We start from the raw sequence: 24161 nt of genomic DNA on the forward strand, positions 1-24161 counted from the left end.
GATTTGCGACACATAAGAGACATTCCGTGCGACAGAACGAAAAGTGAATTTATTAACTAATTGAAAATAAACAATTATTTTAAATCTGGAAAAATGGCATAACCCCTGCAATGGAGGAGAGGCGCAGCGAGCAGCCGTAAAAAACTAATACGCCGCTGCGCTTCAACCCTACATGAAGGAGATTCGCGATGCGTTATGCACATCCTGGCACGCCGGGCGCTTTGGTTGCACTGAAGTCAGCCTACGGTAACTTTATTGACGGTAAATTTGTCGAACCGATCGGCGGTGAATTCTTTATGAATACCTCCCCGGTCGACGGTAGCAACATCGGGCAGTTTCCGCGTTCTGATGCCAAAGATATCGACTTCGCCCTTGATGCGGCGCACCGGGCCGCCGACGCCTGGGGTAAAACGTCGGCTCAGCATCGCGCGAATCTGCTGCTGCAGGTTGCCGACCGTATTGAAGCCAATCTGGAATATCTGGCGGTGGCGGAGAGCTGGGATAACGGCAAGCCGATCCGCGAAACCCTTAACGCCGATCTGCCGCTGGCGGTCGATCACTTCCGCTATTTCGCCGGCTGCCTGCGCGCGCAGGAGGGAAGCACGGCGGAGATTGATGAAACGACGGTGGCTTACCATTTCCATGAGCCTCTCGGCGTGGTCGGGCAAATAATTCCGTGGAACTTCCCGCTGCTGATGGCCGCCTGGAAGCTGGCTCCGGCGCTGGCGGCTGGCAACTGCGTGGTACTTAAACCGGCGGAGCAGACGCCGCTTAGCATTACGCTGCTGCTGGAGATTATTGGCGATCTGTTCCCGGCGGGCGTACTTAACGTGGTGCAGGGTTTTGGCAAAGAGGCGGGCGAAGCGCTGGCAACCAGTAAACGCATCGCCAAAATCGCCTTTACCGGCTCCACGCCGGTAGGCCGGCATATTATGGCCTGCGCGGCGGAAAATATTATCCCCTGTACCGTTGAGCTGGGCGGGAAGTCGCCGAATATCTATTTTGCCGACGTGATGGAAGGCGAAGAAGAGTATATCGAGAAGGCGGTAGAGGGCCTGGTGCTGGGCTTCTTTAACCAGGGCGAGGTCTGCACCTGCCCGTCCCGCGCGCTGATTCAGGAGTCTATCTACGAGCCCTTTATGGCGCGGGTCATGGATAAGGTAGCGCAAATTCGCCGCGGCGACCCCTTTGATACCGACACGATGATCGGCGCGCAGGCGTCGCGTCAGCAGTTCGATAAGATCCTTTCCTATATTAAGATCGCCCGCGATGAAGGCGGTAAGATCCTGACCGGCGGCGAACGCGCCAGTATCTCTGCCGAACTGGATAACGGTTTCTATATTCAGCCGACGCTGATTCAGGGGCGCAACGATATGCGCAGCTTCCAGGAGGAGATCTTTGGCCCGGTTATCGGCGTCACCACCTTTAAAGATGAAGCCGAGGCGCTGTCTATTGCTAACCAGACCCAGTTTGGCCTTGGGGCCGGGGTGTGGACGCGGGATACCAATCTGGCCTATCGCATGGGGCGCGGCATTAAGGCCGGCCGAGTGTGGACCAACTGCTATCATATTTACCCTGCGCACGCCGCGTTCGGCGGTTACAAACAGTCCGGCGTAGGGCGCGAAACCCATAAGATGGCGCTTAACGCCTATCAGCAGACGAAGAACCTGCTGGTGAGCTACGGCACGGCGCCGCTGGGTCTGTTCTGATCGGCGCCGTCAGCTATTTATTTTAGGAAAACCCGCAATCTTCAGCACGGATTGCGGGTTTATTATTCCACAAAGAAAGTACTGTTATTCGTTTTGCCTTCCTTACTTTCACATGAAATACCCTTGCCATTGATATCCCCTATATATAATTACTCAGGTGATTATTGTTTATTTGGTTACGAAAATAAGATTAAAACCAATCTAGGATTTATCCTAATATTGTGTAAATTCACGGTCCGCTCACAGAATGATTGCCGAAAAATCGCGGTAAATTTAAGTGTGATTGTTAAATTACACTGTCTGATGTTGATTTTTAATGTTGTTGTCTCGTGATTTTTGGTTGCGTTAATTAACAAACGGCGCAATGTTTTGAATATTATTTTCATATGTAAAATAAAACAGCATTTCATTAACATAACAAAATATTGCGAATTGTAATGGGTAAGGATAGTATTTATTTGTTCCCTTAATGAATGGTTTATCAATTACGCCGAAGTAACTTTCTTTTTAATAAAAGAGTCAAATAAGCAGCTCAGATTTTTTGCTGCCTGCTATCCTGCGGACGGAACGCGAATATTATTAACATGGAGGATCTGTACGCAGATTTGTACGAGGCTTAAGCCCTCGCGCTCAATCTGTCGAAAATATAAGTTAGAGATGAGATGAATAATGAAAACGCAATTTCGTATTATGGCAATGTTTGTCGGTGCTCTGGTTTCCGCTAGCGCATTATCCAGCCCTTCACAACCGGCCAGTTCAGCAATGACCGTTAACCCCGGTTCTAATGCGGGAACCCAGGGCACGGGCGGCCAGGTAGAATTTACCGGCTCCATTACTGACTCCTCCTGTAATGTCGATAGCACCAGCGCGAACCAAAGCGTCGATCTGGGGAAATGGGCGAGCAGCTATTTTACCGGCGCTGGTTCTGAAACGACGAAAACCGCCTTCCACATCAAAGTAAAAGATTGTCCTTCCACCGTTACCACCGTCTCGGTACTGTTTGACGGTACCCGCGATACCAACAATAGCGATCTGCTGGCGATTAACGGTACCGCAAGCGGGGTGGCGATAAAGCTTTACGAAGACGACAAGTCAACGCCGGTTGATCTCGGCGCCGTGTCACGCGGCCACAGCGTTACCGCTGGCGCGAGCGGGGCGGCGACAGGTACCGCCGATCTGGAATTCTTTGCCGACTATGTCTCAACCAGCGCGGTTTCCGCCGGTTCTGCCAACGGTACGGCCAACTTCAATATGGTTTACAACTAATACCCTAAAAGCGGGTAAAGCTGCGGTTATTCATGGCTTCCCAGACCGAGCCGCCGCCTGGCTGAAATACGGGCTGCAGCATTACTGCAAATTTTTTATCAGCTTCAGGTCGTGATACCCGCTTTTATTATTCCCGGACGGTAGTCATTATGAAACGAACGATCGCCGCGATAGCCTTTTTATTGCTATCAACTGCGGCACAGGCCGGTATTGTCATGGGAGGAACCCGTGTTGTTTATCAGGAAGGGAAACGTGAAGCCGCAATATCGGTCACCAACGCGGATACTCATTCACCTTATCTGGTGCAATCGTGGGTGGAAAACTATGCGGAAAACAATAAAAGCCGCGTGCCTTTTATTGTGACGCCGCCGCTTTTCCGTCTCGATCCCGAACAGCAGAACGTATTGCGTATTAACTATATTGGCGGAACGCTGCCCACCGATCGCGAATCCGTTTTTTGGCTCAACGTAAAAAGCATTGCGCCCACGAAAAAAGATGAAGTGAATAAGCTTCAGGTTAATATTAAATCAAAATTTAAGATTTTCTATCGTCCGAATGGTCTCCCGGGGGAGCCTGCCGATGCATGGCGCAAGGTGACGTTTAAAATCGAAGGTTCCAGACTGGTTGCCCAAAACCCGACGCCCTATTTTGTCTCCTTTTTTGTTATTTCGGTTGGCGCGACAGACATTCCTGAACCCGGCATGATTGGCCCCCTTGACCATAAAGAGTGGCCGATTACTCATTCCGGGGTAGTTAAATGGCGCGCTATTAATGACTTCGGTGGTATTACGGATTACGCGCAACAGTAATTATTTTGCTTCGCCTGGTCGGGATATTGTGAAAAATAACACTTCTGATATGACTTCCGTTTATTCGGCGATCGCGGCGCCAACCGGCGGGATTTTCTTATTGCCGACGGCGATTTTTCTGCTGTGCCAAAGCGGTATCGCGCGGGCGGAGGACTACTTTGATCCGGCGGCATTAGAATTTGCCAATCCGCAGCAAAAGACCGCTGATTTACACTATTTTGCTAAATCAGGCGGCCAGCAGCCCGGGACATATCCGGTCAGCATCTGGGTAAATAACCAGGAAATAGCCCAGAGCGAGGTGACATTTGTCGACAGCAACGGCGCGCTGCAGCCGCAGTTAACCCCGGCGCAGCTGGCGGAATATGGCGTCAACGTCAGCGCTTTCCCGGCGTTTAATACCCTGCATGAGGGAGAGCCGTTCACCCGCATCGAGCGCTATATCCCTGATGCCAGCAGCCGTTTTGACTTCGCCACTCAGCGCCTGAACTTAAGCATTCCCCAGGCGGCAATGAACGTGCAAAGCCGCGGGTACGTCGATCCGGCGCGCTGGGATGAGGGGATTCCGGCGGCGTTTGTTAACTACAATCTGACCGGGTCGCAAACCCGTCAGTCGGATGACAACGGCCGCTCCAGCTACCTGAATTTACGCAGCGGAGTGAACTTTGGCGCCTGGCGACTGCGTAACGTCTCGTCGATGGAGTATGACCGGACCCGGCGCTGGAATTCACAGAGCACCTGGCTGCAGCGCGACCTGAAGTCACTCAAAAGCCTGCTGCGGATGGGCGATACCTTTACGAGCGGCGACGTTTTCGACAGCGTGCAGTTTCGCGGCGTCCAGCTGATGTCCGATGATGAAATGCTGCCGGATAGCCAGCGCGGCTTTGCCCCGACGATCCGCGGTATGGCGCACAGCAATGCGAAAGTCACCATCTCCCAGCATGGCTACGTTATCTATGAAACGTTTGTCTCGCCGGGAGCGTTCGCCATTAACGATCTCTATCCGACGGCGCAAAGCGGCGACCTCGAAGTCCAGGTTAAAGAGAGCGACGGTTCGGTGCGGACCTTTACCCAGCCCTTTTCGGCCGTCCCGTTTATGCTGCGCGAAGGACGGGTGAAATTCAGCCTGAGCGCCGGGCGCTACCATTTGGGGCAGAGCCAGACGCCATCGCCGACGTTTTTGCAGGGGACGCTATTTTATGGGCTGCCGGCCGAGTTCACGCTCTACGGCGGTAGCCAGCTGGCGCAGGATTACCAATCCTGGGCGCTCGGCGTCGGACGCGGCTTTGGCGAGCTGGGCTCGCTTGGGGGCGATGCGACATGGGCGAACACCGCGACGCCTTCGGGAAAGCGCTCGGCGGGCCACTCGCTGCGCGTGCAGTACCAGAAGGATTTTGCCGGAACCGGCACCTCATTTAGCCTCGCCAGCTATCGCTACTCCTCTGGCGGTTATTACGACTTTAGCGAGGCCAACGCGCTTGAGAGCCGCAATGGCCTGGTGGACAACAAGCGCAGCCGCGAGGAAATCTCCGTATCGCAGGCGTTTGGCGGTATGAGCAGCCTGGCGATTTCCGCCTGGTCGCAGGAGTACTGGCACCGCCAAAGCCGCGATGAAACAATCCATCTCGGATTTTACAGCGCCTGGCGAGGCGTTTCGTGGGGTGTGGGTTATTACTACACCCAGTCTTCCGATCGCCAAAAAGCCGATCGCTCATGGTCCTTCAACCTGAGCATTCCGCTTGGCGGCCCGCTTGCCGAGAGCGCGATTAGCTACAGCACCACCTCCGGCAATAACGGACGCACCTCGCAGCAGGCTTCGCTGTACGGTTCGATCCCGCGCAATCCCAATCTCTATTATTCCCTTCAGCAGGGCTACGCTAACGGCGGCCAGGGCAGTAACAGCAGCGCATCGCTGGATTACCATGGCGGCTACGGAACCGCGCAGCTCGGCTATCGCCAGGATAGCGCAAGCCATCAGCTGACCTGGGGCGCATCGGGCTCCATCGTCGCCCATCCTCATGGCGTGACGCTGGGGCAGACCGTCGGCGAAAGCTTTGCCATCGTACGCGCGCCGGGAGCCGCCGATGTGGCGATTCAAAACGGCAGCAACGTGCATACCGACTGGCGGGGTTATGCGGTGGTGCCCTCGCTGACGGCGTATCGCAAAAACACCATTACGCTCGATACCGAATCGCTGGCCGACGATGCCGATGTTGAACTGGAAGGTCAGACGGTGATCCCCGGCGGCGGGGCGGTGGTGCAGGCAAACTATCAGACCCATATCGGCAACCGCGTACTGTTTACGCTCAGCGATAGCCGCGGCCCGCTGCCTTTTGGCGCCAGCGTTCGCCTGCGAAAGGCTGAAGACGAGCAAGGCGCGGCTCCGGGCGGCATGGTGGCTGATGGCGGGCAGGTCTATCTGAGCGGTATCCCGCAAGAAGGGACGCTTGATGTCGCCTGGAACGCCGACAATATCTCGCGGAAATGCGCGCTGCATTTCCATCTTACCGATACCGTACAGCAGGGACAGAGTCCGGTAAAAACCGTCTCTGGCGTTTGCCAGTAGGTCAGCACTGAGGTGATTTTGCGCATAGTATCGTTTTTATTGCTACTGATGGCCGGGATTTATAGCCACGGCGGGTGGGCGGAAACCTGCAAAGGGGATATCGGTCAGATGACCGTTAACGTCCAGAATATCAAGTACCTGCCTACGCTGCCGCTGAATACGCAGATGACCAGTGTGATGGCGGATAACGGCAGCGGAATTCATTTCACCTGCGATCTTCAGATGCCGAAAGCGGCGGCTAAACGTCTGGTGTATCGGCAGCTTAAAACCGCCTCATCGCCCCTGTCGATCGGCGGCCAGCACGTTTTTCCCTCCGCGCTGGACGGCATGGGCTACACGTTGGGCTTTCAGTGCAGCGGCGGCACCATTCGCGTGATTGATGGCAGCCATGCGGCCGGTAGCGCGGAGTCCGTGACGGTTTGCGACAGTAATGAAATAGCTAACCTGCTGACGCAGCAGCAGATTGTGGTGAAAGTCTTCGTGACCTTTTATAAGACCGGCCAGGTCGCCCTGGCCAGCGGTAACCACGCTAACGTTCCGGCGCAGCCGCAGATTGGCGAACTGACTATTCAGCAGCAGGCCGACAGCAGCGCCGCTTTTGTCGCCAGCCCGCCGGTCACTCTCGATATGGCCGCGCTGAATGTCGATATCGGCAGCAGCGGCAGCTGTCAGGTCTCAACCGCGAATATTCACGTCAGCCTCGGCGCGGTAAATAAAGCGGAGTTTAAAGGCAAAAACACCGTCGGCGGCAGCGCCAGGAGCTTCTCCATTCCGGTCTTCTGCTCCACGCCGACCGATATCCGTATTGGTTTTTTTGGCGTGACGACGCAAACCGGGGGAACGGATACCCTGGCGCTCAGCAAAGACAATGCCTCCGCGAGCGGGGTGGGCGTCAGGCTCACCTACGGCAATAACAGCGCCCCGGCGCCGGCAGCTGGAACCGGCGTCAAAATCAACGAGGCCAGCAACTTACCTGTGCTCAGGCGGATTACCGCCAGCAGCGCCGGCGCGGCGGAAAATATCAACTTTAACGCCCAGTACGTACAGACGGATGACGCGGTAACCGCTGGCACCGCCAATAGCATGGTGACGTTTGCGCTGGAGTATAACTGACCGTCGCTTTCGCGCTGTGGCTCACAAAAAAGAGATGTCATCACGATTTTTCGCACGGTGTGCGGATCGGTACGCTATCAATGATCGAGAGATTAAGCGGCTGGCCGGGAGTACTTTTGTGCGGGAAAATCGAAAATGAAAATCGCCTTTGGTGATCTTAAGCCCCTATTGCAGGCGCAGCGCGTTTTTGTCGGCGGGCAGAAGCTGGTCTGCGCCCACGCCTTTTACCGTGATGATCTGCCGATCGACGTACCGGAAAATTTAGCTACCGAGGCCTATACCACCTACTGGGGGCGCTGCGGCGAACGGCTGGCCTCACTGGGCGCTTTTAGCTATACGCGAACCCTGCTGCCGGCGCTCATCAGGGTAGGGCGCTACACCTCGATTGCCGATCGGCTACAGGTGCTGGGCGACCGGCATCCGCTGGAGTGGGCCAGCGCCAGCCCGGTTTTTTATGCTCATCACTCCGGCGTGATGGCGACGCTGGCAGCCGACAGCGGCAGACCCAACCAGTTTTACCCTTTTGAGAAAACACCCCGGCCAATCACTATCGGCAACGATGTGTGGATTGGTCAGAATGTCATCCTGGCGCAGGGCATCACGATTGGCGATGGGGCCGTTATTGCCGCCAACGCGCTGGTGGTCAAAGACGTCGCGCCGTACGCTATCGTCGGTGGTAATCCGGCGAAGGTCATCCGCATGCGCTTTAGCGAGGCGATTATCGCGCAGCTGCTGGCGCTACGCTGGTGGCGTTACTCTGCCCAGGATATTGCCGCTTGTCCGGTTAATCAGGTTGAACGCTTTTGCGAGCTGCTCGCCGGGCGCGTCGCCGAAGGGACGCTGTCCGCTTTTTCGCCGCCGGTATTGACGGCGACCATGATTAAAGATTTTATGGCGAATAAACAGAACCCGCTGCGCAGCGCGGTTTAATCAGAAGCGGTTCACATTAGGACAAGGATATAAAGATGAAGTTGAAGTCAGGTCTTGCTTTCATCATTGCCGCCATCGCCTTTGGCGCCCAGGCGCGCGACATGAACAGTATCCAACAAAGCGGCGAACTTAAAGTCGGCGTGCCGGGAGACTACGCGCCGCTGGCGTTTCACAATAAAGCCGGAGAGCTGCTGGGCTACGATGTGGATATGGCGAAAGATCTCGGCAAGCGGCTTGGCCTGAAGGTGCGCTTCGTGCCGACCAGCTGGCCAACGCTCTCCGCCGATCTGAAGGCCGATAAGTTTGATATCGCCATGGGCGGGGTGACGGAAACCGCGGCGCGGGCGAAAGATTTCGCGTTAAGCCAGCCGGTGGTGCCGAACGGCAAGATTGCGCTGGCTAACTGCGCAGCGGCGCCGGCCCTCGGTAGCCTGGAAAAAATCGACCAGCCGAACGTGAAGGTGGTGGTGAATCCGGGGGGCACCAACCAAAGCTTTGTCGATGAACATATCAAGCATGCGCAAATTATCCGGGTGAAAAACAATATCGATAACCTTGAAGCGCTGCGGCAGAAAACGGCGGATATGATGGTGACCGACCTGATTGAAGGCGTCTATTACCAGAGCAATGAACCGGGCGTATTCTGCGTGGCTAACGAGACGCCGTTCCCGGGCACCGCCAGCTTTAAAGTCTACATGATGAATAAAGATAACCCGCAGCTGCTGGAGAAGGTAAACCAGTGGCTGGCCAGCCAGGATAAAAATGTGCTGAAACAGAAGTGGCGCATTCATGACCAGGTAAAACCATAAAGCAATAAAGGTTTTCTATGCGGGTGTGGCGGAAGATAATCAGCGCATCGGGTTTTCCGCCAGCACATCGTTAAGCAGCCAGTCATAAAACACCGTCACTTCCGGACGCATGACCGCATGCTGCGGCGTCACGATGTAGTAGGACCAGGTTAGCGGCCAGCGGCGGGCGGGCTGTAGCTGGACGAGCTGCCCCGTGGCGAAGTGCTGCTTTACCAGCGCCCGGCGGACGAGGGCGACGCCGCGCCCGCTGAGGGCGGCAAGGATAACCGCCGACGTTGAGTCGATATGCATCCCGCTATCGCGCGCCGTCGGGGCCTGAGCCGCGGCCAGAACATCCTCCCATGAGGGAAAGCTGGCGCCGGGATGCGGCGTATCATCATGAATCAGCTTTTGCGCCGCCAGCCAGTCGCCGCAGGCGGTTTTGTCTGCCGGGACGATGAGTGGGCTGCACACCAGCACCGCCTCTTCATCCATCAGCCAGGTTTTATCGACACCGGGCCAGTCGCCGCGGCCGCAGCGAATGCCTAAATCCGCTTCGCCGTGGGCCACATCCATCAGCTTTTCCGTAACGTTGAGGCGCAGGTCGATATTTTCATGGGCGGCGGAGAAGCGATTTAAGCGCTCCATCAGCCAGTTCATCATCAGCACCTGCGAGGCGGTGATCACCACCACCGAACGCGCCCGGCGGCCGCGAAGCTTATTCAGCCCGCTCTCCAGCTTATCCAGTCCCTGCGTAATATCCTGCAGCGCTTCCTGGGCCTCGCTCACCAGAGTCAGACGCGCTTTACCGGCACGGGTGCGGTGCAGCAGCGGATGGCCGACCCACTCTTCCAGCGCCCTGACGAGCTGCCCGACGGCGGCGGGGGTCACCCCCAGCTCGCGCGCCGCGCCGGTAAAGCTGCCGTGGCGGGCGGCGGCTTCAAAAGCGTGAAGCCATTTCAGTCGGTTAAGCGATCGCATGCTGGATATCCCTCAGTCAAATTTCGCCCCAGTATAGGCTATCAAGATAGATTTTCTTTGCTGAAGGACTATTTCTTCTCATTCGTCAGCGCGGTTGTGGACAGGCATGCTGAGGCCATACAAGCAAACGTGAAGAGGTGAATGATGAATACGACGTTTATGGGAAAAAAACTGCTCGTGGTTGGCGGAACCAGCGGTATGGGGCTGGCGACGGCCAAACGGGTGGTGGAGAATGGCGGCAGCGTGGTGCTGGTGGGCAATCGCCGGGAAAAGGCCGAACGGGCGCGCCAGGCGCTGGCGGCAGCGGGGAAGGTAGATGTTATCGTCGCTGACCTGACGAGCGAGGCCGGTATGCAGCAGGTTATGGCGAACATCAATGCAGAGCATCAGGATATCAGCCTGCTGGTCAACGCCGCCGGCATCTTCTTCCCGAAGCCGTTTATCGAACATGAAATGGCCGATTACGATCGGTATATGCATCTCAACCGCGCGACGTTTTTTATCACCCGCGAGGTGGTGCGCAATATGCTGGCCAACGGCATCAAAGGCTCGATTGTGAATATCGGGTCGATGTGGGCGCAGCAGGCCATCGGCGCGACGCCGTCCTCGGCATACTCCATGGCGAAGGCGGGGCTGCATGCGCTGACGAAAAACCTGGCGATTGAGCTGGGCGGCAGTGGTATTCGCGTCAATGCGGTATCCCCGGCGGTGGTGCATACGCCAATCTATGAAGGCTTTATTCCTGAAGAGGATGTGAAGGCGGTGATGAATAGCTTTGACGGCTTCCATCCCATTGGCCGCGTCGGCACGCCTGATGATATCGCGCAGACCGTGGCTTTTCTCCTCAGCGAGAGCACCCGCTGGGTGACCGGCGCGGTTTGGGATATTGATGGCGGCGTGATGGCTGGTCGGAATGCCTGATTACGTTCATTATGTCAGTCAGGGTATTGGCATAACGAAAACGAATTCAGGATAAAAAGAGTCCATGAGCGCTGAGATAACGCTGCCTGTCGGCCAGCAAAACCAGAATATTATTCGCCTGGCTACGGCACAGGCGCTGGCGGGGGCAAACTCGGTGGTGTTTTACGCCACCGGGGCGATTGTTGGCAACGCCATCGCGCCCGTACCGACGTTGGCAACGTTGCCTGTCACCATTTTTGTGCTGGGCATGGCGGCCTGCATACTGCCGTTTGGCGCACTGGCCAGACGGCGCGGACGCAAAACGGTCTTTATGACTGGTACCGGAGCCGGCGTGTTGACGGGAGTGCTGGCGGCGCTGGCGGTGGTGCTCGGTTCGTTCTGGCTATTCTGTATCGCGGCCTTTTTCGGCGGCGCCTATGCGGCAGTGGCGGTTTCTTTCCGCTTTGCCGCCACCGATGGCGTCAGCGGCGAGCGACGCGCCCGGGCGCTCTCCCTGGTCATGGGGGGCGGCGTGGCGGCGGGGGTTATCGGCCCGATGCTGGTGACCGGCACCATGAATCTGTGGCCACCGCATACCTTCGCAATGACCTTTATCGCTCAGGGACTGGTGGCGGCGCTATCGGCGCTGGTCTTGCTGGGGGTAAAAACCGCCGCGCCGGTGGCGCAGACCCAATCTGGCGGGCGTCCGCTGGGCGAAATCGTACGCCAGCCGGGGTTTTCCCGGACGGTATTCAGCGGCGCAATCTCTTATATGGTGATGAACTTTCTGATGACCGCTGCGCCGCTTTCCATGCACATGCACGGTATCTCGCAGCAGGCATCGAATCTGGGCATTCAGTGGCACGTGATCGCCATGTACGGCCCCGGATTTTTTACCGGCAGGTTGATTAATCGCTTCGGCGCCCGGCGTATTAACGCCGCAGGGTTGATTCTGCTGGTGCTGTCGGTAATGGTTGGCCTCGCCGGCATCGACGTTATGCACTACTGGCTGTCGCTCATCCTGCTCGGCATTGGCTGGAACTTCGGCTTTACCGGCGCGTCGGCGCAGATTATGGATTTCCACCGCCCGGAAGAGAAAACCCAAGTGCAATCGCTGAACGATTTTATTGTCTTCGGAGTCATGATGATTGGCTCGTTTTCCTCCGGCGCATTGATGAATCTCTTCGGCTGGAATGCCGTGCTGTGGGGGTCGCTGGTGCCGGTTGTGGTTGCGCTGGCGGCGGTACTGGTGGGGGGAAGGGCAGCCCAGAGGGTCTAACTTTTGCGTGATTTAACGCGCAAGCGCACGATATCGCGCATGGCGCGAATCAGGGGTTCTTTGCTGCGGCCGCGGCGGAAAATCAGCGAAAAAGGCGCTTGATAGCCATATTCCGTCGGCAGCAGTGCGCGCAGCTTATGCGATTGCACCCATGGCAAAGCGTAGTGTTCCGGCAGATAGCCGACGTATTTGCCGGACAGAATCAGCATCAGCTGCGCTTCCATACTTTCCGCGCTTGCGACGCTCCGCTTAAAGCCCTTACGCCCTAAATCGCTGCTGCTCCAGTAGCTGCGGGTGACCATTCGCATCTCGGAAATCAGTGCTTCCGTCGGATGTTTAAGGGTAAATAGCGAATGTTTGTCGCCGCAATAGAGCCAGTTTTGTTCGCGATAGAGCGGATGGGACACCACGCTATTAGCCTGCAACGAGAAGGTACCGATGGCAATATCCAGTTCATTGTTCAGTACGCCCTGCAAAAGCGCGTTCGGGCTTTTGACCTGTAAATTGATATGCACCCGCGGGAAACGTTCGCTAAATGTGGCGATGATGTCGCTCATCGGCAGCATCGGGTCGGTAATTGTTGAATCGATCACTCCAAAGTTAAAGATCCCGGTTTGTTCGCCGCGTAGCGTCGCCGTATTGCGCTCAAAATCCTCCATTGAATTCAGCAGGTCGATGCTTTGCTGGAGTACGGTTTCCCCTTTTTCGGTCAGAGAAAAACCGCCCCTGCCGCGACGGCAGAGGATGATCCCAAGTTTCTCTTCCAGTTCGCTCATATAGTTGCTGATAGCCGAAACTGTCAGGTTGAGCTCCTGCTGCGCATTGGCGTAGCCCTGGTATTTCGCTACGGTAATAAACACGTGTAACAGCCGCAGATTGGGAAATTTTCCAACTGACATAAAGGGGATACTCCGCTGTAAGCTCCGGTTTTGTTGTTATTTTTCTAAACTAATTTTTTGGCTTTGACTATTTTTTCTCTATTCCCCGTTCAGCAGTATGTCTTCATCGCCCAATAAGCCATGGAGACACCGCAATGACTACCGCAACAGAAAAAAACTATCCGCAGCCGCAGGACGGTGAAATCCCGCGCTTTAGCGGATTGCCGACTTTTTTCCGCCTCCCTTTCGCACCGCAGGCCGCTGAGCTGGATATCGGCATCGTAGGCGTGCCGTGGGACGGCGGAACAACAAACCGTGCGGGAACTCGCCACGGGCCACGCGAGCTACGCAATGCCTCAAGCCTGGTGCGTCGGATCCACCAGACTACCCGCCGTTCTCCCTATGATTACGCCCGCGTTGGTGACATGGGGGATGTGCGTATCAATCCGGTTGATATGCAGGATAGCCTGGCGCGCATTGAGGCCTGGTATCGCGCCCTGGCTGAACAGCAGGTGATGCCTTTAACCGCTGGCGGCGACCATCTCACCACGTTGCCGATTTTACGCGCGCTCGGACGGGATAAACCGCTGGGAATGATCCATTTTGATGCCCACTCGGATACCAACGACAGTTATTTCGGCGGCGAGCGCTTTACCCACGGTACCCCGTTTCGTCGTGCGGTAGAAGAGGGGGTTCTCGATCCACGGCGTACGGTACAAATTGGTATTCGCGGCGCGCTGTTTTCCGCAGATGAACACTGCTGGGCGGAGGAAAACGGCATCACCATCATTCGCATGGAGCAGGTGGACGAGCTGGGTATTGACAAGGTGATGCAGCGGGCGCGCGCGATTGTCGGCGAGCAGCCTACCTATATCAGCTTCGATATCGATGTCCTGGATCCGGTCTATGCGCCAGGTACCGGAACGCCGGAAATTGGCGGTATGACCACGCTGCAGGCGCAGCGCTGCGTTCGTCAGCTTGCGGGATTGAATCTGATTGGTGCCGACGTAGTGGAAGTCTCGCCGCCCTTTGATCAGGGCAATCTCACCAGCCTGACCGGCGCGACCATGATGTTTGAACTCTTGTGCCAGCTTGCCGACGCCCATCATTGGCGCATTTCTCTATAAATAACGAGGGAGCCTTATGATGAAAAGAAATCTCTCATTGCGCTATCTCGCCACTACGCTGGTTCTGGCATCGGGACTTGTCCCGGCGGCCAATGCGGCGGACGCCACCCTGACGCTACAGCTGGCGGATACCAAATTCAGCAGCTTAATCCTCGGCGCGCTATATCACACCGGAGCGTACCCGGCAGGCGGATGCGATCCCCTATGCCAAAACCGGGGCCAATATTATGGTGCGCAGCTTATCAGACAATATCATCCACCACGCCGCCATCAACGCGTAGCGCCGCACCTGACGTCGCTGAAGCCTGAGTCGAGCAGACGTAAACCACCATATTGGCAACTTCTTCCACCGTGGCCGCGCGCTGAATCACCGAGCTTGGGCGGTTCGCCATCACGAACTCTTTTGCCAGCTGTTCCAGCGATTTCCCGGTTTTCGCGACTTCATCTTTCATCATCTCAGCAAAGCCATCAGAGATAGTTGGCCCCGGCAGCACGCTATTGACCGTGACGCCGCTACCGGCGACAAACTTCGCCAGCCCGCGGGCCAGCGACAGCTGAGCGGTTTTAGTCACGCCGTAATGAATCATATCCGCCGGAATATTACGTGCCGATTCCGAAGAGATAAACACCACCCGACCCCAGCCTTGCTGCACCATAGCCGGTAGCAGGGCACGGGAAAGACGCACTCCGGACATCACGTTGGTTTGCCAGTAGTTTTCCCAGGTTGCATCATCGGTTTCATAGAAATCCTGCGGGCCGTAAATACCGGCGTTATTCACCAGAATGTCGACCCCGCTCACCGCCTGCACCAGCAAATTGACGCCCTCAGCGCTGCTTAAGTCGGCGATCGCCGGACGCGTTGTTGCGCCGGGAACCGCATTTTGCAAACGGGCGAGGGCCGCGCTCACGCTACGCTCGCTGCGACCATTAATTATCACTTCCGCGCCGCTGGCCGCCAGACCTTTGGCGATGGCGAAACCAATACCGCCGGTAGAGGCGGTGACCAGTGCGACTTTCCCCGATAAATCAATATTCATGCTGACAGCCTTATTTTTTGTCGGACAGACCATTAAGCGTAGCAGCGGATATGAGACTATTGACGTTTTCGGGCTTAATAACCGCTCTGTTTGTTCACCAGGTTTTTCAGCGGCAGCGCCTGCCGCAGCCGCTGGATGTTGTCCAGCAGCTGGCGGGCAATCACCTCCGTCTGCGCGATGGAGGCCATATGCGGAGTGATAACCACCTGCGGATGTTGCCATAGCGGGTCTTGCTGGGGCAGCGGCTCGACGGGGAAGACGTCAAGCAGCGCGCCGGAGAGCTTGCCGCTATCCAGCGCCTCGAGCACGTCCCGATTCACCATATGCTCGCCGCGGCCGCAGTTAATCAGCGCCGCACCGTCGGGCAACTGCTGCAGTAAAGGATGGGCGAGGATGCCTCGCGTCTGCTCGGTTAACGGCAGGACGTTGATCAGCGCATCCAGTTGGCCAAGGAATTCGCCGGCCTGCGCCTCCCCGTGGTAGCAGCGCACGTCGGTAAGGGCTTTTTCGCTACGCGCCCAGCCGGAAACCCGATACCCCAGCCCGGCCAGCTGCGAGGCGATATAGCCGCCAATTTCGCCGAGGCCCATGACGCCAACGTGATAATCGGCTGCCGCTCGCTGTGGATACATTTTCCAGACGCGCTCGCGCTGGTGGGCCAGCGCCCGGTCAAAGCGCCGCTGAAACCACAGCACGCCCCACAGCGCGTATTCAAACATACCGTGACGAAAATCTTCATCCACCACCCGACAGAGCGGAACGTCGCTGGCGAAAACGCTGGCGGGCAAATGGTCGACGCCGGCGGACGCGGCCTGGATCAGCTTCAGCTGAGGCGAGCGCGCCAGCAGCTGCGGGTCGGGAAACCAGCAGCAGGCGTATTGCGCCTCGCGGGCGGCGGGGTCCTCTGGCAGAACCGCTTTCACTTGCGGAAACAGCGCGAGCGCGGCGCAAATTTCCTCGCTGTACTGAGGATCGTTACAATCCACGACGATGGTTAACTGAGTCATAGGCATTAGCTTTTATAAGAAGTATCAAGACGATCGAGGCGGCGTAGCCACGCCTGCCACACCAGCTGGCGTTCATGTTCAACCCCCATCAGCTGCTCGCAGGCGTGTCGGCTCAGCGGCTCAGGTATCGTATGAATGGGGCTGAGCGGTGCCAGCTGCGCGGCGGCCATCTGGATCTCGCAGGCGCGGTTCAGGTAGTACATGATATAAAACGCATCGGCGACGGTGCGCCCGACCGACAGCAGGCCGTGGCTTTGCAGGATCATGGCGATGTTCTCGCCGAGCGAGCGTTGGATCCGCACCCGTTCATCGAGATCGAACGCCACGCCTTCATAAGGATGGTAGCCGACGCGTTGATAAAATTCGGTGCTGATTTGGTTAAGCTGCAGCAGCCCGTCTGCGCAGGCGGCAACCGCCATCCCCGGCAGCGTATGGGTGTGGATCACGCAGTGGGCGTCTTCGCGGGCCATATGGACCGCGCTATGAATCGTAAAGCCCGCCGAGTTCGCCGGGGCGCTGCCTTCGACGACCTTACCCTGCATATCGACCACGATTAAATTGCTGGCGGTGACTTCGTCAAACATCATGCCGAAGGGGTTAATCAAAAACCGCGGCTCGCCGTTGCCGGGCAGGCGTACGGAAAAGTGGGTATACAGCGTGTCTTCCCAGCCGAAGAGCGCCGCCAGACGATAGGCGGCGGCCAGCTGCTGGCGTAGTTCCCGTTCAGTTGCCATTTATTGCACTCCCATAAATTCACGAATGCGGGTCAGCGACGGATCGGCGACATCGTTACGAATGCGCTGCGGCGGCATATCGCTCTGCACGACGCCGTTTTCCATCATCACCACCCGGTCAGAAATTGATAAGGCGAAGTCCATCTCGTGGGTCACGATAATCATCGTCATGCCTTCGCGGGCGAGGGACTGAATGACCTTCAGCACTTCGCCAACCAGTTCAGGGTCCAGCGCCGACGTGGGTTCATCAAACAGCATGATGTCCGGTTTCAGCGCCAGGGCGCGGGCAATGGCTACGCGCTGCTGCTGGCCGCCGGAGAGCTGGTACGGGTACTTTTCGGCGTGCGCCAGCAGACCGACGCGATCCAGCAGCCACAGCGCCTGCTCCCTGGCGGCGGCGCGGTCAAGCAGCTTGTGATAGAGCGGGGCGAGCATCACGTTATCCAGCACCGTGCGGTGGGGAAACAGGTTGAAGCCCTGGAACACCATGCCGATGCGGCGTACGCCCGCGCGCATTTGCTGTTTATCGACAACGGATGCGCCTTTCAGATAATCCTCGCCGTAAAGAATGATCTCGCCGCCGTCGATGCTCTCAAGGGCGTTAATCGTGCGGATCAGGGTGGTCTTGCCGGAGCCGGACGGGCCGATGATGCTGATCACCTCGCCGTTTTCCACTTTCAGGTCGATGCCTTTCAGCACGTGGTGCTGGCCCCAGGATTTTTCGATGGCATGGAGATCCAGCGCCGGCGGGTTGCCGCTGGCGGCCTGCGCTTTTTGCATCTGTACCGGCGGCTTCAGGTTCTGGCTCAGGGTTGCGCATTCACTCTCATTGAGCGTTTGCGGACGCTTACGTTGAATATCCAGCAGGTTTTCCAGCCCCCTGAACAGCCAGGTAAACACCGTCACCACCATGACGTAATAAACGGCGACCGCCAGCAGCGTCTCCATGACGAGGAAATTCTGCGCATACAGGCGCTGGCCGGTCAGCAGCAGTTCCGGCAGCGAAATCACCGACAGAATCGAGCTGAGTTTGATGATGGTGATGTATTCGTTAATCAGGGTGGGCAGGGAAATACGAAACGCCTGCGGGATAATAATTAAGCGCTGAACGCCGATAAAACTAAAGCTTAAGGCATGGCCGGCTTCGCTTTGCCCTTTGGCGACCGAAAGCAGTCCGCCGCGATGGATTTCCGCCATATAGGCCGCTTCGGTCACCGTCATTGATACCAGCCCGGCAATAAACGGAATGCCGAGCAGCGGTTGGGTGGCCGGAAACAGCTGCGGCAGGTTATAGACAAAGACCAGCAGGACCATCAGCGGCACGCTGCGAAAAAACCAAATATAGAGTTCGACGGGAACCTTCAGCCAGCGCGGGCCGGAGAGCTTAGCGCAGGCTAAAAGAAAACCTAATATCAGGCCAATAAACCAGGACAATGAACTGACGACAACTACGGTGACACACGCCTGCCAGAATGCCCCAACGCTAAATAATGAGAAAAAGTATCCCCAATCGAACTCCATACCGACTCCCGTTTCATTATTGTATTAGTTGATGCTTTCTAAGTTGTATTTCTTGATGATGGCGTCGTATTTGCCGTTGGCTTTAAGGGTGGCTAACGTTGATTTAATGGCCTCGGCCAACTCGGTATTGCCTTTGGCGACGTAAATTCCCAGCGGCAGCGGATAGACCAGGCGGTTTGAGCTAATGGCCAGGCGACCGCGGCTTTTTTCGACGATAATTTGCGCCGCCGGGGCGATTTCTAACTGGGCGTTGATATTTTTCGACAGCAGGGCCTGGGAGGCTTCCGGCGCGGTCGGGAATTCCTGAATACTAATGGCCGGTTTGCCGTTTTTCAGACAGTACTCGTCGGAGTGCGTTTTCAGGCTCGAAACCCAGGCGGTACCCGCTTGCAGTCCCACCTTCACGCCGCACAGTTCGTCTTCCGTTTTCGGCTGAATAGTGCTGTTTTTTAGCGCAATGATTGACGCGCCGGACAGGGCATAAGGGATAGCGTCCGCCTGCTTCTGGCGCTCGGGCGTCACGTACATACCGGAGATCACCGCATCGTATTTTTTACCGATGCCTAAGATCAGACTGGTGAACTTCGTGTCGATAAGCTGCGGTTTGGCCTTCAGATGCTCGGCGATCAGCGCCGCGAACTCCGGGTCGATACCGACAATGTTGTTATTGCTGTCGTAGGACTCAAAGGGCGGATAGGTCACCTCCATCCCCACTTTAAATACGCCCTCGGTCAGCAGCTCTGCGGCCTGAGCCAGCGGTGAAAAACAAGCGGTGACGGCGATGGATAAAGCCACACGGCGCGAGAGTTTTTTTAGCGTTTTGTTCATCATTTATCCTCACGGGTTATTTACGGTTTTTTGCTGTGCTTGTTTTTTCAGATGACCAAAGGTGTTAGTGCCGCGGGCGCGTTCGGGGAGCTGGAGCTCGCCTCGGGTGACTTTCTCGCGCAGGTAGCGATAGGTCTGTAACGCCTGGCTCCACATATGCTCACCAATGCTCAGTTCTTGATACTCGCTGGCTTCGCCTGCCTCAAGGAAGCCCGGCAGCGGGCGGATCAGCGTGTGGTAGTCGCAGGCGAAGAACAGCGGGAAGGAGTAGCGCTCCTGCGGCACCTTGCGTACGCGGTGTGCAGTTGCAACAAATGTGCCAGCGCTCAGGACTTCGAGCATGTCGCCGATATTAATCACGAAAGCCTCTTCTCCGGTCGCGTTCTTCAGCGGCGGGGCGTCGATCCAGTCGCTATCTTCATTCAGCACTTCAAGACCCGGCTGGTCGGCGAGCAGCAGAGTGAAGCACTCATAGTCGGTATGTGCACCAATACCGGGAACGTCTTCGGCGCTGGCGTCAAAGGGGTAGTGGATCAGGCGCAGCTTCGACGGCGGGCAGGTGACCATCGACCTGAAATAGCCTTCCGGCAGGCCAAGGGCGAGAGCGAAGGCGTCAAACAGGCGATGTCCAAGGGCGAAGACCGCCTCATAGTAGGCCAGCACCCGGGATTTAAACGCCGGCACGTCCGGCCACTCGTTGGCGCCAATCAGCGGCGTTTTCGCCATGACGTACGGGTGGTCGTCAGCGGCCTGAAAGCCGATATCGAACGCTTCTTTGTGATCCGGCTTGCCGGAGCCGTAAATCTCTTCGCCTTCCGGAACGTAGCCTTTATGGCTTTTCGACTGTCCGATGTAGTACGCCATCTTGCGCTCCATCGGCAGGGCGAAAATCTCTTTGGCCGCCGCGCGGACCCCGGCAATCAGTTCAGGCGCGATGCCGTGGCCGGTAATGTAGAAAAAGCCGACTTCGCGGGCCGCCTGGCCGATAGCGTCGGCCACCGCCTGGCGTCGGGCGAGATCGTCGCAGGTCAGGTCGCTGATATCGATGGTCGGTAATTCAGTAAAAGAACTTTTTGCAGCGGTCATTTCTTCAGTTCCTTATTCAGTTAGCGAGGTGGATTCAACAAAATGCCGCTGTTCACGCTGGGCCATCCAGGCATTCAGCGACCACAGGTCGGCGACCGGAACGTTAGTAAACGGCAGGTGATGCAGGTAGCCATCGGGGCCAAACTCCGGCGTAAGGGTGGTTTGCTGGTAGCCGCGCCGGTTCTGCGATTGCCAGATCTGTTCCCAGAAGCGCTGTTGAAACTGCAGGGCTGACTGATATTCCGGCGCGGCGGGGTGCGGCACCTGCGGTCCCTGGTCGTAGCCGACGCGGGCCTGAATATGGTGAACCCGTTCGATAAAAGCGCTGAAGTCATCGCAGGGGTCATCCAGCAGGCGCTCGCTTACCACGATCCAGTGGCTGATATCGGCGGTAAAGCGCAGCTGCGGCAGCTGTTGAACGATCTCCAGCGTCAGCCACGGGCTATACAGCGACGTGGCGCGATGGGTTTCAAAGCTGCAGAACAGCTCATATTCGGCGGCGAGCTCATGCGCCCTGCCGAGAAAATCCACCTGCTGCGCCAGCGGCCAGCGGTCGTTACCGGCCAGCAGGTTTACGAAGCGCGGATTAAGCGCTTTTGCCGCCGCAAAACGTTCTTTTAAGCGCTCCAGGTGCTGCGCGGGCGTTTCGCTCTGAGCCGGAATGACGCCGCCGCCGCTGAAGACAATGGCGATATACTCCAGCTCGGACGCGTCGATGCGTTGGGCCAGCGTCCGCTGCTCTTCCACCGTCAGCGGAACCCGCGCTTCAATGCCGCAGCAGCCGACGCTTTTGAGTTCGCTGACCGTTTGCTGCCACGGGGTGGTGACGCCCCACAGCGTACGAAAGACGTTAAGCTGCATGGTTTTTCCTCTATGGGTATTTCACGCCGGGGAGAACGCAGAGCATTTCATACAGCAGGTTGGCGGCCAGCTGGGATGTGTTGCCGCTGACGTCGTAGGGAGGCGAGACCTCGACCAGGTCGCAGCCTATCAGGTTCAGGCCGCGGCAGCCGCGCACGATTTCCAGCGCCTGAATCGATGTCAGGCCGCCGACTTCCGGAGTGCCGGTGCCGGGTGCCCAGATGGGGTCGAGGCTATCGATATCAAAGCTGAGATAAACCGGGCCATCTCCCATCTGCTGGCGAACCTCGGCCATCAGCGGGGCCAGGGATTTGTGCCAGCACTGCTCCGCCTGGACCAGACGAAAGCCGCGATCGACGCCCCACTGGAAGTCGCCGGCGGCGTAGCCCTGCGCGCGTTGGCCTATCTGAACGACGCGTTTGAGGTCCAGCAGCCCCTCTTCGACGGCGCGGCGGAAGGTGGTGCCGTGGGCGATCTTTTCGCCGAACATTTCATCGTTGGTATCGGTGTGGGCATCGATGTGAATCAGCCCAACCGGACCGTGCTTTTTGGTTAGCGCGCGCAGTATGGGCAGGGTAATGGTGTGATCGCCCCCGAGAGTCAGGGGGATAAGCGGAAAACTATTCAAACCGGTGTAGTAATCTTCGATGATTTGCACCGATTTGAGCAGATTGTAGGTGTTAATCGGTACGTCGCCGATATCCGCTACCGACAGAGAATCAAAAGGCGCGGCGCCGGTGGCCATATTGTACGGACGAATCATCACCGATTCGGTACGAATGTAGCGCGGCCCGTAGCGCGTTCCGGAACGTTGTGAGGTCCCAATATCCAGCGGGATGCCGACAAATGCTGCATCAAGTCCCTGTAAGTTATCAATAAATGGCAGGCGCATCATTGTGGCGCGGCCGCCAAAACGCGGCATTTCGTTGCCACCCTGCGGTTGATGAAAGACGTTATCCATTTCAGCTCCTGAATCTGACCAACAAAACTCAACAACTGGAATAGTGCGAAAGATGCGCTGGACTTTAAATCGTCTGCCGCAAATACTTAGTTCATTTATTAGTGAACTAAAACGCCATGCTTAACGACGCGACGCTTAACATTCGACAGCTCCAGGTTTTTGAGGCGGTGGCCCGTCTTGAGAGCTATGGCCGGGCCCAGCAGGAGCTGGGGATTTCCGTTTCCGCAATCAGCAATGCGATGTCGCAGTTGGAAGGCCAGCTTGGCTTTAGCCTGTGCCAGCGCGGGCGCGGCGGCTTTGCGCTGACCGAAAAAGGGCAGCATTTTTTACAGCAGGCGATCCGCGTGCTGAGTGAACTGAACGAGCTGGAGCGCCAGTCGGCGCTGCTGAAAGGCGAGCATAGCGGTACGATTTGTATCTCAACGCTTGATTCCATCGAAACGGAAACCGCGCTGTCGCTGCCGGTGGTGCTGCGCAGCTTTAGCGATAAGTTTCCCAATGTGCATATCAAGCTGATTATCCGTACCCCGGCGGAACAGCTAAACGGCGTACTGAATAACCATATCGATCTCGCTATCGGCAGCTACAACTCGCGGGTGCATAACATCATTAGCGAACCGCTCTACCGCGAGCAGCACTGGCTCTACTGCAGCGACCTGCATCCTATGTTCTTTAGCCGACAGCTCGATAAAGAGCTGATCAGCCAGTGTCCGCTGGTGACGCGCAGCTACTGGAATACCAGCGATCTGCGGCGGCGCGGCTTCAGCAAGGGCAGCGCGACCGTTGAAACCGTCGATGCGCAGCTGCTGTTGATCCTGTCCGGGAAATATATCGGCTACCTTCCCGAGCACTACGCCTGGCCTTGGATTAAGGAGAATCGCCTGCGCGTGCTGCTGCCCAATGAGTTTGGCTTTCAATCTCCCTTCTCAGCGATATGCAAACGCGGGCGCAGCAATGAACCTTACCTGAAGGAGTTTCGCAATCTTCTGAAGAAGAATACGGTGGCCAGACCGAAGTGGAGTGAGTGATCTTTTGGTCTGGATTTAGAAAAAACTTATGCCTGATTTGATTTGGCAAACGCCCGTTGAATATCAGGCATATAAACTGCGGTTTGCTATTAAAAATATGGATTTGAGTAAAATCTCAGATAAAAATATCGCTAGGTACCAGGATAATTCCCATCTATTAATTGGTTAAAAAATAGCCTTTTTGTGTGTTTTTTCTGAATTAATGGCAAATCTAACGCCTGGCGTTGTTTGTTAAAATTTTTTCTGCTGGAATCGACAAATATATTTTTTGAACTTTTTTTTCTAATGGATGGGAAAATGATAAGAAATAGATTATTAGCATTGGTGTGCATTTCTGTCGGTTTATTACAGGGGTGCGCTAATGTTAAAAAACCACAGAGCGCGCTAATAAAAAAAGATGTGATTCAAAATGAACAGCCGGCTCAGATTCCTGCCTTACAGCAGTGTATCCAGGATGTTGATGCTTTAGTTAAGCTCGATAAAAAGTTTCAGCAGGATTCAAACGAGCTGTATGGTTTAATCAACGACGCTAAGTTTTATGCTTCTGTTTCAAGCCAAACGTCGGCCAGCGTAAAGTCAACGATTACTCCACTTTTTGAATACAAGATAAATGATAAGTGTAATAGTATTTCGCAGAAATTAATTAAAGAGTTCGAAATCCGGGCAAGAAAAGCCGAACTTAAGAATGGGCTGGCCAGATGATGTACCATAAGGGGGAATTGAATATATATAATCTTCGCGGTCTTGCGATTTTA

22 protein-coding genes and 1 pseudogene are annotated in these 24161 nt (G+C 56.3%); 13 read left to right on the forward strand and 10 right to left on the reverse strand.

Going from position 1 to position 24161, the window contains the following annotated elements:
* Positions 1 to 188 precede the first annotated feature (188 nt).
* The 7 genes from GUC22_RS05940 (at position 189) to GUC22_RS05970 (ending at position 9199) form a co-directional block, all read left to right on the forward strand.
* Positions 189 to 1709 (forward strand): aldehyde dehydrogenase family protein, encoded by a 1521-nt coding sequence (locus GUC22_RS05940; RefSeq protein ID WP_004123921.1) that lies wholly within the window; start codon positions 189 to 191, stop codon positions 1707 to 1709.
* Positions 1710 to 2378: 669 nt separating this feature from the next.
* Positions 2379 to 2975 carry a fimbrial protein gene (locus GUC22_RS05945; RefSeq protein ID WP_004135068.1) on the forward strand — a complete coding sequence of 199 codons (597 nt, stop codon included), beginning with the start codon at positions 2379 to 2381 and terminating at the stop codon, positions 2973 to 2975.
* A gap of 149 nt (positions 2976 to 3124) precedes the next feature.
* Complete coding sequence (locus tag GUC22_RS05950; protein WP_049085037.1) at positions 3125 to 3784, forward strand: molecular chaperone; 660 nt, start codon at positions 3125 to 3127, stop codon at positions 3782 to 3784.
* Between the two features lie 28 nt (positions 3785 to 3812).
* Entirely contained in the window at positions 3813 to 6347 is a 2535-nt protein-coding gene (locus GUC22_RS05955) for a fimbria/pilus outer membrane usher protein (protein WP_160183423.1), read from the forward strand.
* Between the two features lie 48 nt (positions 6348 to 6395).
* Positions 6396 to 7460, forward strand: a complete 1065-nt coding sequence (locus GUC22_RS05960) for a fimbrial protein (protein ID WP_224234481.1) — start codon at positions 6396 to 6398, stop codon at positions 7458 to 7460.
* A gap of 135 nt (positions 7461 to 7595) precedes the next feature.
* Positions 7596 to 8390 carry a CatB-related O-acetyltransferase gene (locus GUC22_RS05965; protein WP_160183425.1) on the forward strand — a complete coding sequence of 265 codons (795 nt, stop codon included), beginning with the start codon at positions 7596 to 7598 and terminating at the stop codon, positions 8388 to 8390.
* A 35-nt stretch (positions 8391 to 8425) separates the two neighbouring features.
* Positions 8426 to 9199: a transporter substrate-binding domain-containing protein gene (locus GUC22_RS05970; RefSeq protein ID WP_160183426.1), complete on the forward strand. Its 774-nt coding sequence runs from the start codon at positions 8426 to 8428 to the stop codon at positions 9197 to 9199.
* 39 nt (positions 9200 to 9238) lie between these two features.
* Here GUC22_RS05970 and GUC22_RS05975 read toward each other — a convergent pair whose 3' ends face one another.
* Positions 9239 to 10159: a LysR substrate-binding domain-containing protein gene (locus GUC22_RS05975; protein ID WP_160183427.1), complete on the reverse strand. Its 921-nt coding sequence runs from the start codon at positions 10157 to 10159 to the stop codon at positions 9239 to 9241.
* Positions 10160 to 10303: 144 nt separating this feature from the next.
* Between GUC22_RS05975 and GUC22_RS05980 the strand changes: the two genes are divergently transcribed.
* Entirely contained in the window at positions 10304 to 11080 is a 777-nt protein-coding gene (locus tag GUC22_RS05980) for an SDR family NAD(P)-dependent oxidoreductase (protein ID WP_024358405.1), read from the forward strand.
* A 64-nt stretch (positions 11081 to 11144) separates the two neighbouring features.
* Entirely contained in the window at positions 11145 to 12338 is a 1194-nt protein-coding gene (locus GUC22_RS05985) for an MFS transporter (protein ID WP_160183428.1), read from the forward strand.
* Here the strand turns inward: GUC22_RS05985 and GUC22_RS05990 are convergent.
* The gene (locus tag GUC22_RS05990) at positions 12335 to 13237 is read right to left on the reverse strand and encodes a LysR family transcriptional regulator (RefSeq protein WP_004135081.1); all 903 of its coding nucleotides are present in this window, start codon (positions 13235 to 13237) and stop codon (positions 12335 to 12337) included. The genes GUC22_RS05985 and GUC22_RS05990 overlap by 4 nt on opposite strands.
* 134 nt (positions 13238 to 13371) lie before the next feature.
* Here GUC22_RS05990 and speB (GUC22_RS05995) point away from each other — a divergent pair, with 134 nt between their 5' ends.
* Positions 13372 to 14343 (forward strand): agmatinase, encoded by a 972-nt coding sequence (speB, locus tag GUC22_RS05995; RefSeq protein ID WP_154948163.1) that lies wholly within the window; start codon positions 13372 to 13374, stop codon positions 14341 to 14343.
* 19 nt (positions 14344 to 14362) lie between these two features.
* A pseudogene (locus tag GUC22_RS27585) lies at positions 14363 to 14573 on the forward strand (ABC transporter substrate-binding protein); the annotation flags it as partial.
* Positions 14574 to 14585: 12 nt separating this feature from the next.
* Here GUC22_RS27585 and GUC22_RS06000 read toward each other — a convergent pair.
* From GUC22_RS06000 to speB (GUC22_RS06035), 8 genes are all read right to left on the reverse strand, one after another.
* The gene (locus GUC22_RS06000; protein WP_004135085.1) at positions 14586 to 15380 is read right to left on the reverse strand and encodes an SDR family NAD(P)-dependent oxidoreductase; all 795 of its coding nucleotides are present in this window, start codon (positions 15378 to 15380) and stop codon (positions 14586 to 14588) included.
* A gap of 74 nt (positions 15381 to 15454) precedes the next feature.
* A complete protein-coding gene (locus GUC22_RS06005) occupies positions 15455 to 16387 on the reverse strand; it encodes a 2-hydroxyacid dehydrogenase (RefSeq protein WP_024358402.1) in 933 nt (310 codons plus the stop codon).
* A 5-nt stretch (positions 16388 to 16392) separates the two neighbouring features.
* Entirely contained in the window at positions 16393 to 17121 is a 729-nt protein-coding gene (locus GUC22_RS06010) for a class II aldolase/adducin family protein (RefSeq protein ID WP_154955443.1), read from the reverse strand.
* Positions 17122 to 18642: an amino acid ABC transporter permease/ATP-binding protein gene (locus tag GUC22_RS06015; protein WP_154955442.1), complete on the reverse strand. Its 1521-nt coding sequence runs from the start codon at positions 18640 to 18642 to the stop codon at positions 17122 to 17124.
* Between the two features lie 24 nt (positions 18643 to 18666).
* On the reverse strand, positions 18667 to 19470 hold the full coding sequence (locus GUC22_RS06020) for an ABC transporter substrate-binding protein (protein WP_024358401.1): 804 nt from the start codon (positions 19468 to 19470) through the stop codon (positions 18667 to 18669).
* A gap of 9 nt (positions 19471 to 19479) precedes the next feature.
* A complete protein-coding gene (locus tag GUC22_RS06025) occupies positions 19480 to 20556 on the reverse strand; it encodes an isopenicillin N synthase family dioxygenase (RefSeq protein WP_049085026.1) in 1077 nt (358 codons plus the stop codon).
* Between the two features lie 12 nt (positions 20557 to 20568).
* Positions 20569 to 21417 (reverse strand): sugar phosphate isomerase/epimerase family protein, encoded by an 849-nt coding sequence (locus GUC22_RS06030; protein WP_049085024.1) that lies wholly within the window; start codon positions 21415 to 21417, stop codon positions 20569 to 20571.
* 10 nt (positions 21418 to 21427) lie between these two features.
* Positions 21428 to 22378 (reverse strand): agmatinase, encoded by a 951-nt coding sequence (gene speB / locus GUC22_RS06035; RefSeq protein ID WP_004135100.1) that lies wholly within the window; start codon positions 22376 to 22378, stop codon positions 21428 to 21430.
* Between the two features lie 116 nt (positions 22379 to 22494).
* On the opposite strand from speB (GUC22_RS06035), the gene GUC22_RS06040 reads away from it, so the two are divergent.
* Together GUC22_RS06040 and GUC22_RS06045 are read left to right on the forward strand one after the other, a co-directional pair.
* The gene (locus tag GUC22_RS06040; RefSeq protein ID WP_004135102.1) at positions 22495 to 23406 is read left to right on the forward strand and encodes a LysR family transcriptional regulator; all 912 of its coding nucleotides are present in this window, start codon (positions 22495 to 22497) and stop codon (positions 23404 to 23406) included.
* Positions 23407 to 23703: 297 nt separating this feature from the next.
* Positions 23704 to 24108 (forward strand): hypothetical protein, encoded by a 405-nt coding sequence (locus GUC22_RS06045; RefSeq protein ID WP_024358399.1) that lies wholly within the window; start codon positions 23704 to 23706, stop codon positions 24106 to 24108.
* Positions 24109 to 24161: the final 53 nt, after the last annotated feature.

The sequence above is a fragment of the Klebsiella sp. MPUS7 genome, assembly GCF_009905335.1.
Taxonomy (GTDB): Bacteria; Pseudomonadota; Gammaproteobacteria; order Enterobacterales; family Enterobacteriaceae; genus Klebsiella; species Klebsiella grimontii.

What these genes read in the sequence shown, in the direction of transcription:
- GUC22_RS05940 (WP_004123921.1), top strand. Translation starts at nt 189, where the DNA reads ATGCGTTATGCACATCCTGGCACGCCGGGCGCTTTGGTTGCACTGAAG.
- GUC22_RS05945 (WP_004135068.1), top strand. Translation starts at nt 2,379, where the DNA reads ATGAAAACGCAATTTCGTATTATGGCAATGTTTGTCGGTGCTCTGGTT.
- GUC22_RS05950 (WP_049085037.1), top strand. Translation starts at nt 3,125, where the DNA reads ATGAAACGAACGATCGCCGCGATAGCCTTTTTATTGCTATCAACTGCG.
- GUC22_RS05960 (WP_224234481.1), top strand. Translation starts at nt 6,396, where the DNA reads ATGGCCGGGATTTATAGCCACGGCGGGTGGGCGGAAACCTGCAAAGGG.
- GUC22_RS05965 (WP_160183425.1), top strand. Translation starts at nt 7,596, where the DNA reads ATGAAAATCGCCTTTGGTGATCTTAAGCCCCTATTGCAGGCGCAGCGC.
- GUC22_RS05970 (WP_160183426.1), top strand. Translation starts at nt 8,426, where the DNA reads ATGAAGTTGAAGTCAGGTCTTGCTTTCATCATTGCCGCCATCGCCTTT.
- GUC22_RS05975 (WP_160183427.1), bottom strand. Translation starts at nt 10,159, where the DNA reads ATGCGATCGCTTAACCGACTGAAATGGCTTCACGCTTTTGAAGCCGCC.
- GUC22_RS05980 (WP_024358405.1), top strand. Translation starts at nt 10,304, where the DNA reads ATGAATACGACGTTTATGGGAAAAAAACTGCTCGTGGTTGGCGGAACC.
- GUC22_RS05985 (WP_160183428.1), top strand. Translation starts at nt 11,145, where the DNA reads ATGAGCGCTGAGATAACGCTGCCTGTCGGCCAGCAAAACCAGAATATT.
- GUC22_RS05990 (WP_004135081.1), bottom strand. Translation starts at nt 13,237, where the DNA reads ATGTCAGTTGGAAAATTTCCCAATCTGCGGCTGTTACACGTGTTTATT.
- speB (WP_154948163.1), top strand. Translation starts at nt 13,372, where the DNA reads ATGACTACCGCAACAGAAAAAAACTATCCGCAGCCGCAGGACGGTGAA.
- GUC22_RS06000 (WP_004135085.1), bottom strand. Translation starts at nt 15,380, where the DNA reads ATGAATATTGATTTATCGGGGAAAGTCGCACTGGTCACCGCCTCTACC.
- GUC22_RS06005 (WP_024358402.1), bottom strand. Translation starts at nt 16,387, where the DNA reads ATGACTCAGTTAACCATCGTCGTGGATTGTAACGATCCTCAGTACAGC.
- GUC22_RS06010 (WP_154955443.1), bottom strand. Translation starts at nt 17,121, where the DNA reads ATGGCAACTGAACGGGAACTACGCCAGCAGCTGGCCGCCGCCTATCGT.
- GUC22_RS06015 (WP_154955442.1), bottom strand. Translation starts at nt 18,642, where the DNA reads ATGGAGTTCGATTGGGGATACTTTTTCTCATTATTTAGCGTTGGGGCA.
- GUC22_RS06020 (WP_024358401.1), bottom strand. Translation starts at nt 19,470, where the DNA reads ATGAACAAAACGCTAAAAAAACTCTCGCGCCGTGTGGCTTTATCCATC.
- GUC22_RS06025 (WP_049085026.1), bottom strand. Translation starts at nt 20,556, where the DNA reads ATGACCGCTGCAAAAAGTTCTTTTACTGAATTACCGACCATCGATATC.
- GUC22_RS06030 (WP_049085024.1), bottom strand. Translation starts at nt 21,417, where the DNA reads ATGCAGCTTAACGTCTTTCGTACGCTGTGGGGCGTCACCACCCCGTGG.
- speB (WP_004135100.1), bottom strand. Translation starts at nt 22,378, where the DNA reads ATGGATAACGTCTTTCATCAACCGCAGGGTGGCAACGAAATGCCGCGT.
- GUC22_RS06040 (WP_004135102.1), top strand. Translation starts at nt 22,495, where the DNA reads ATGCTTAACGACGCGACGCTTAACATTCGACAGCTCCAGGTTTTTGAG.
- GUC22_RS06045 (WP_024358399.1), top strand. Translation starts at nt 23,704, where the DNA reads ATGATAAGAAATAGATTATTAGCATTGGTGTGCATTTCTGTCGGTTTA.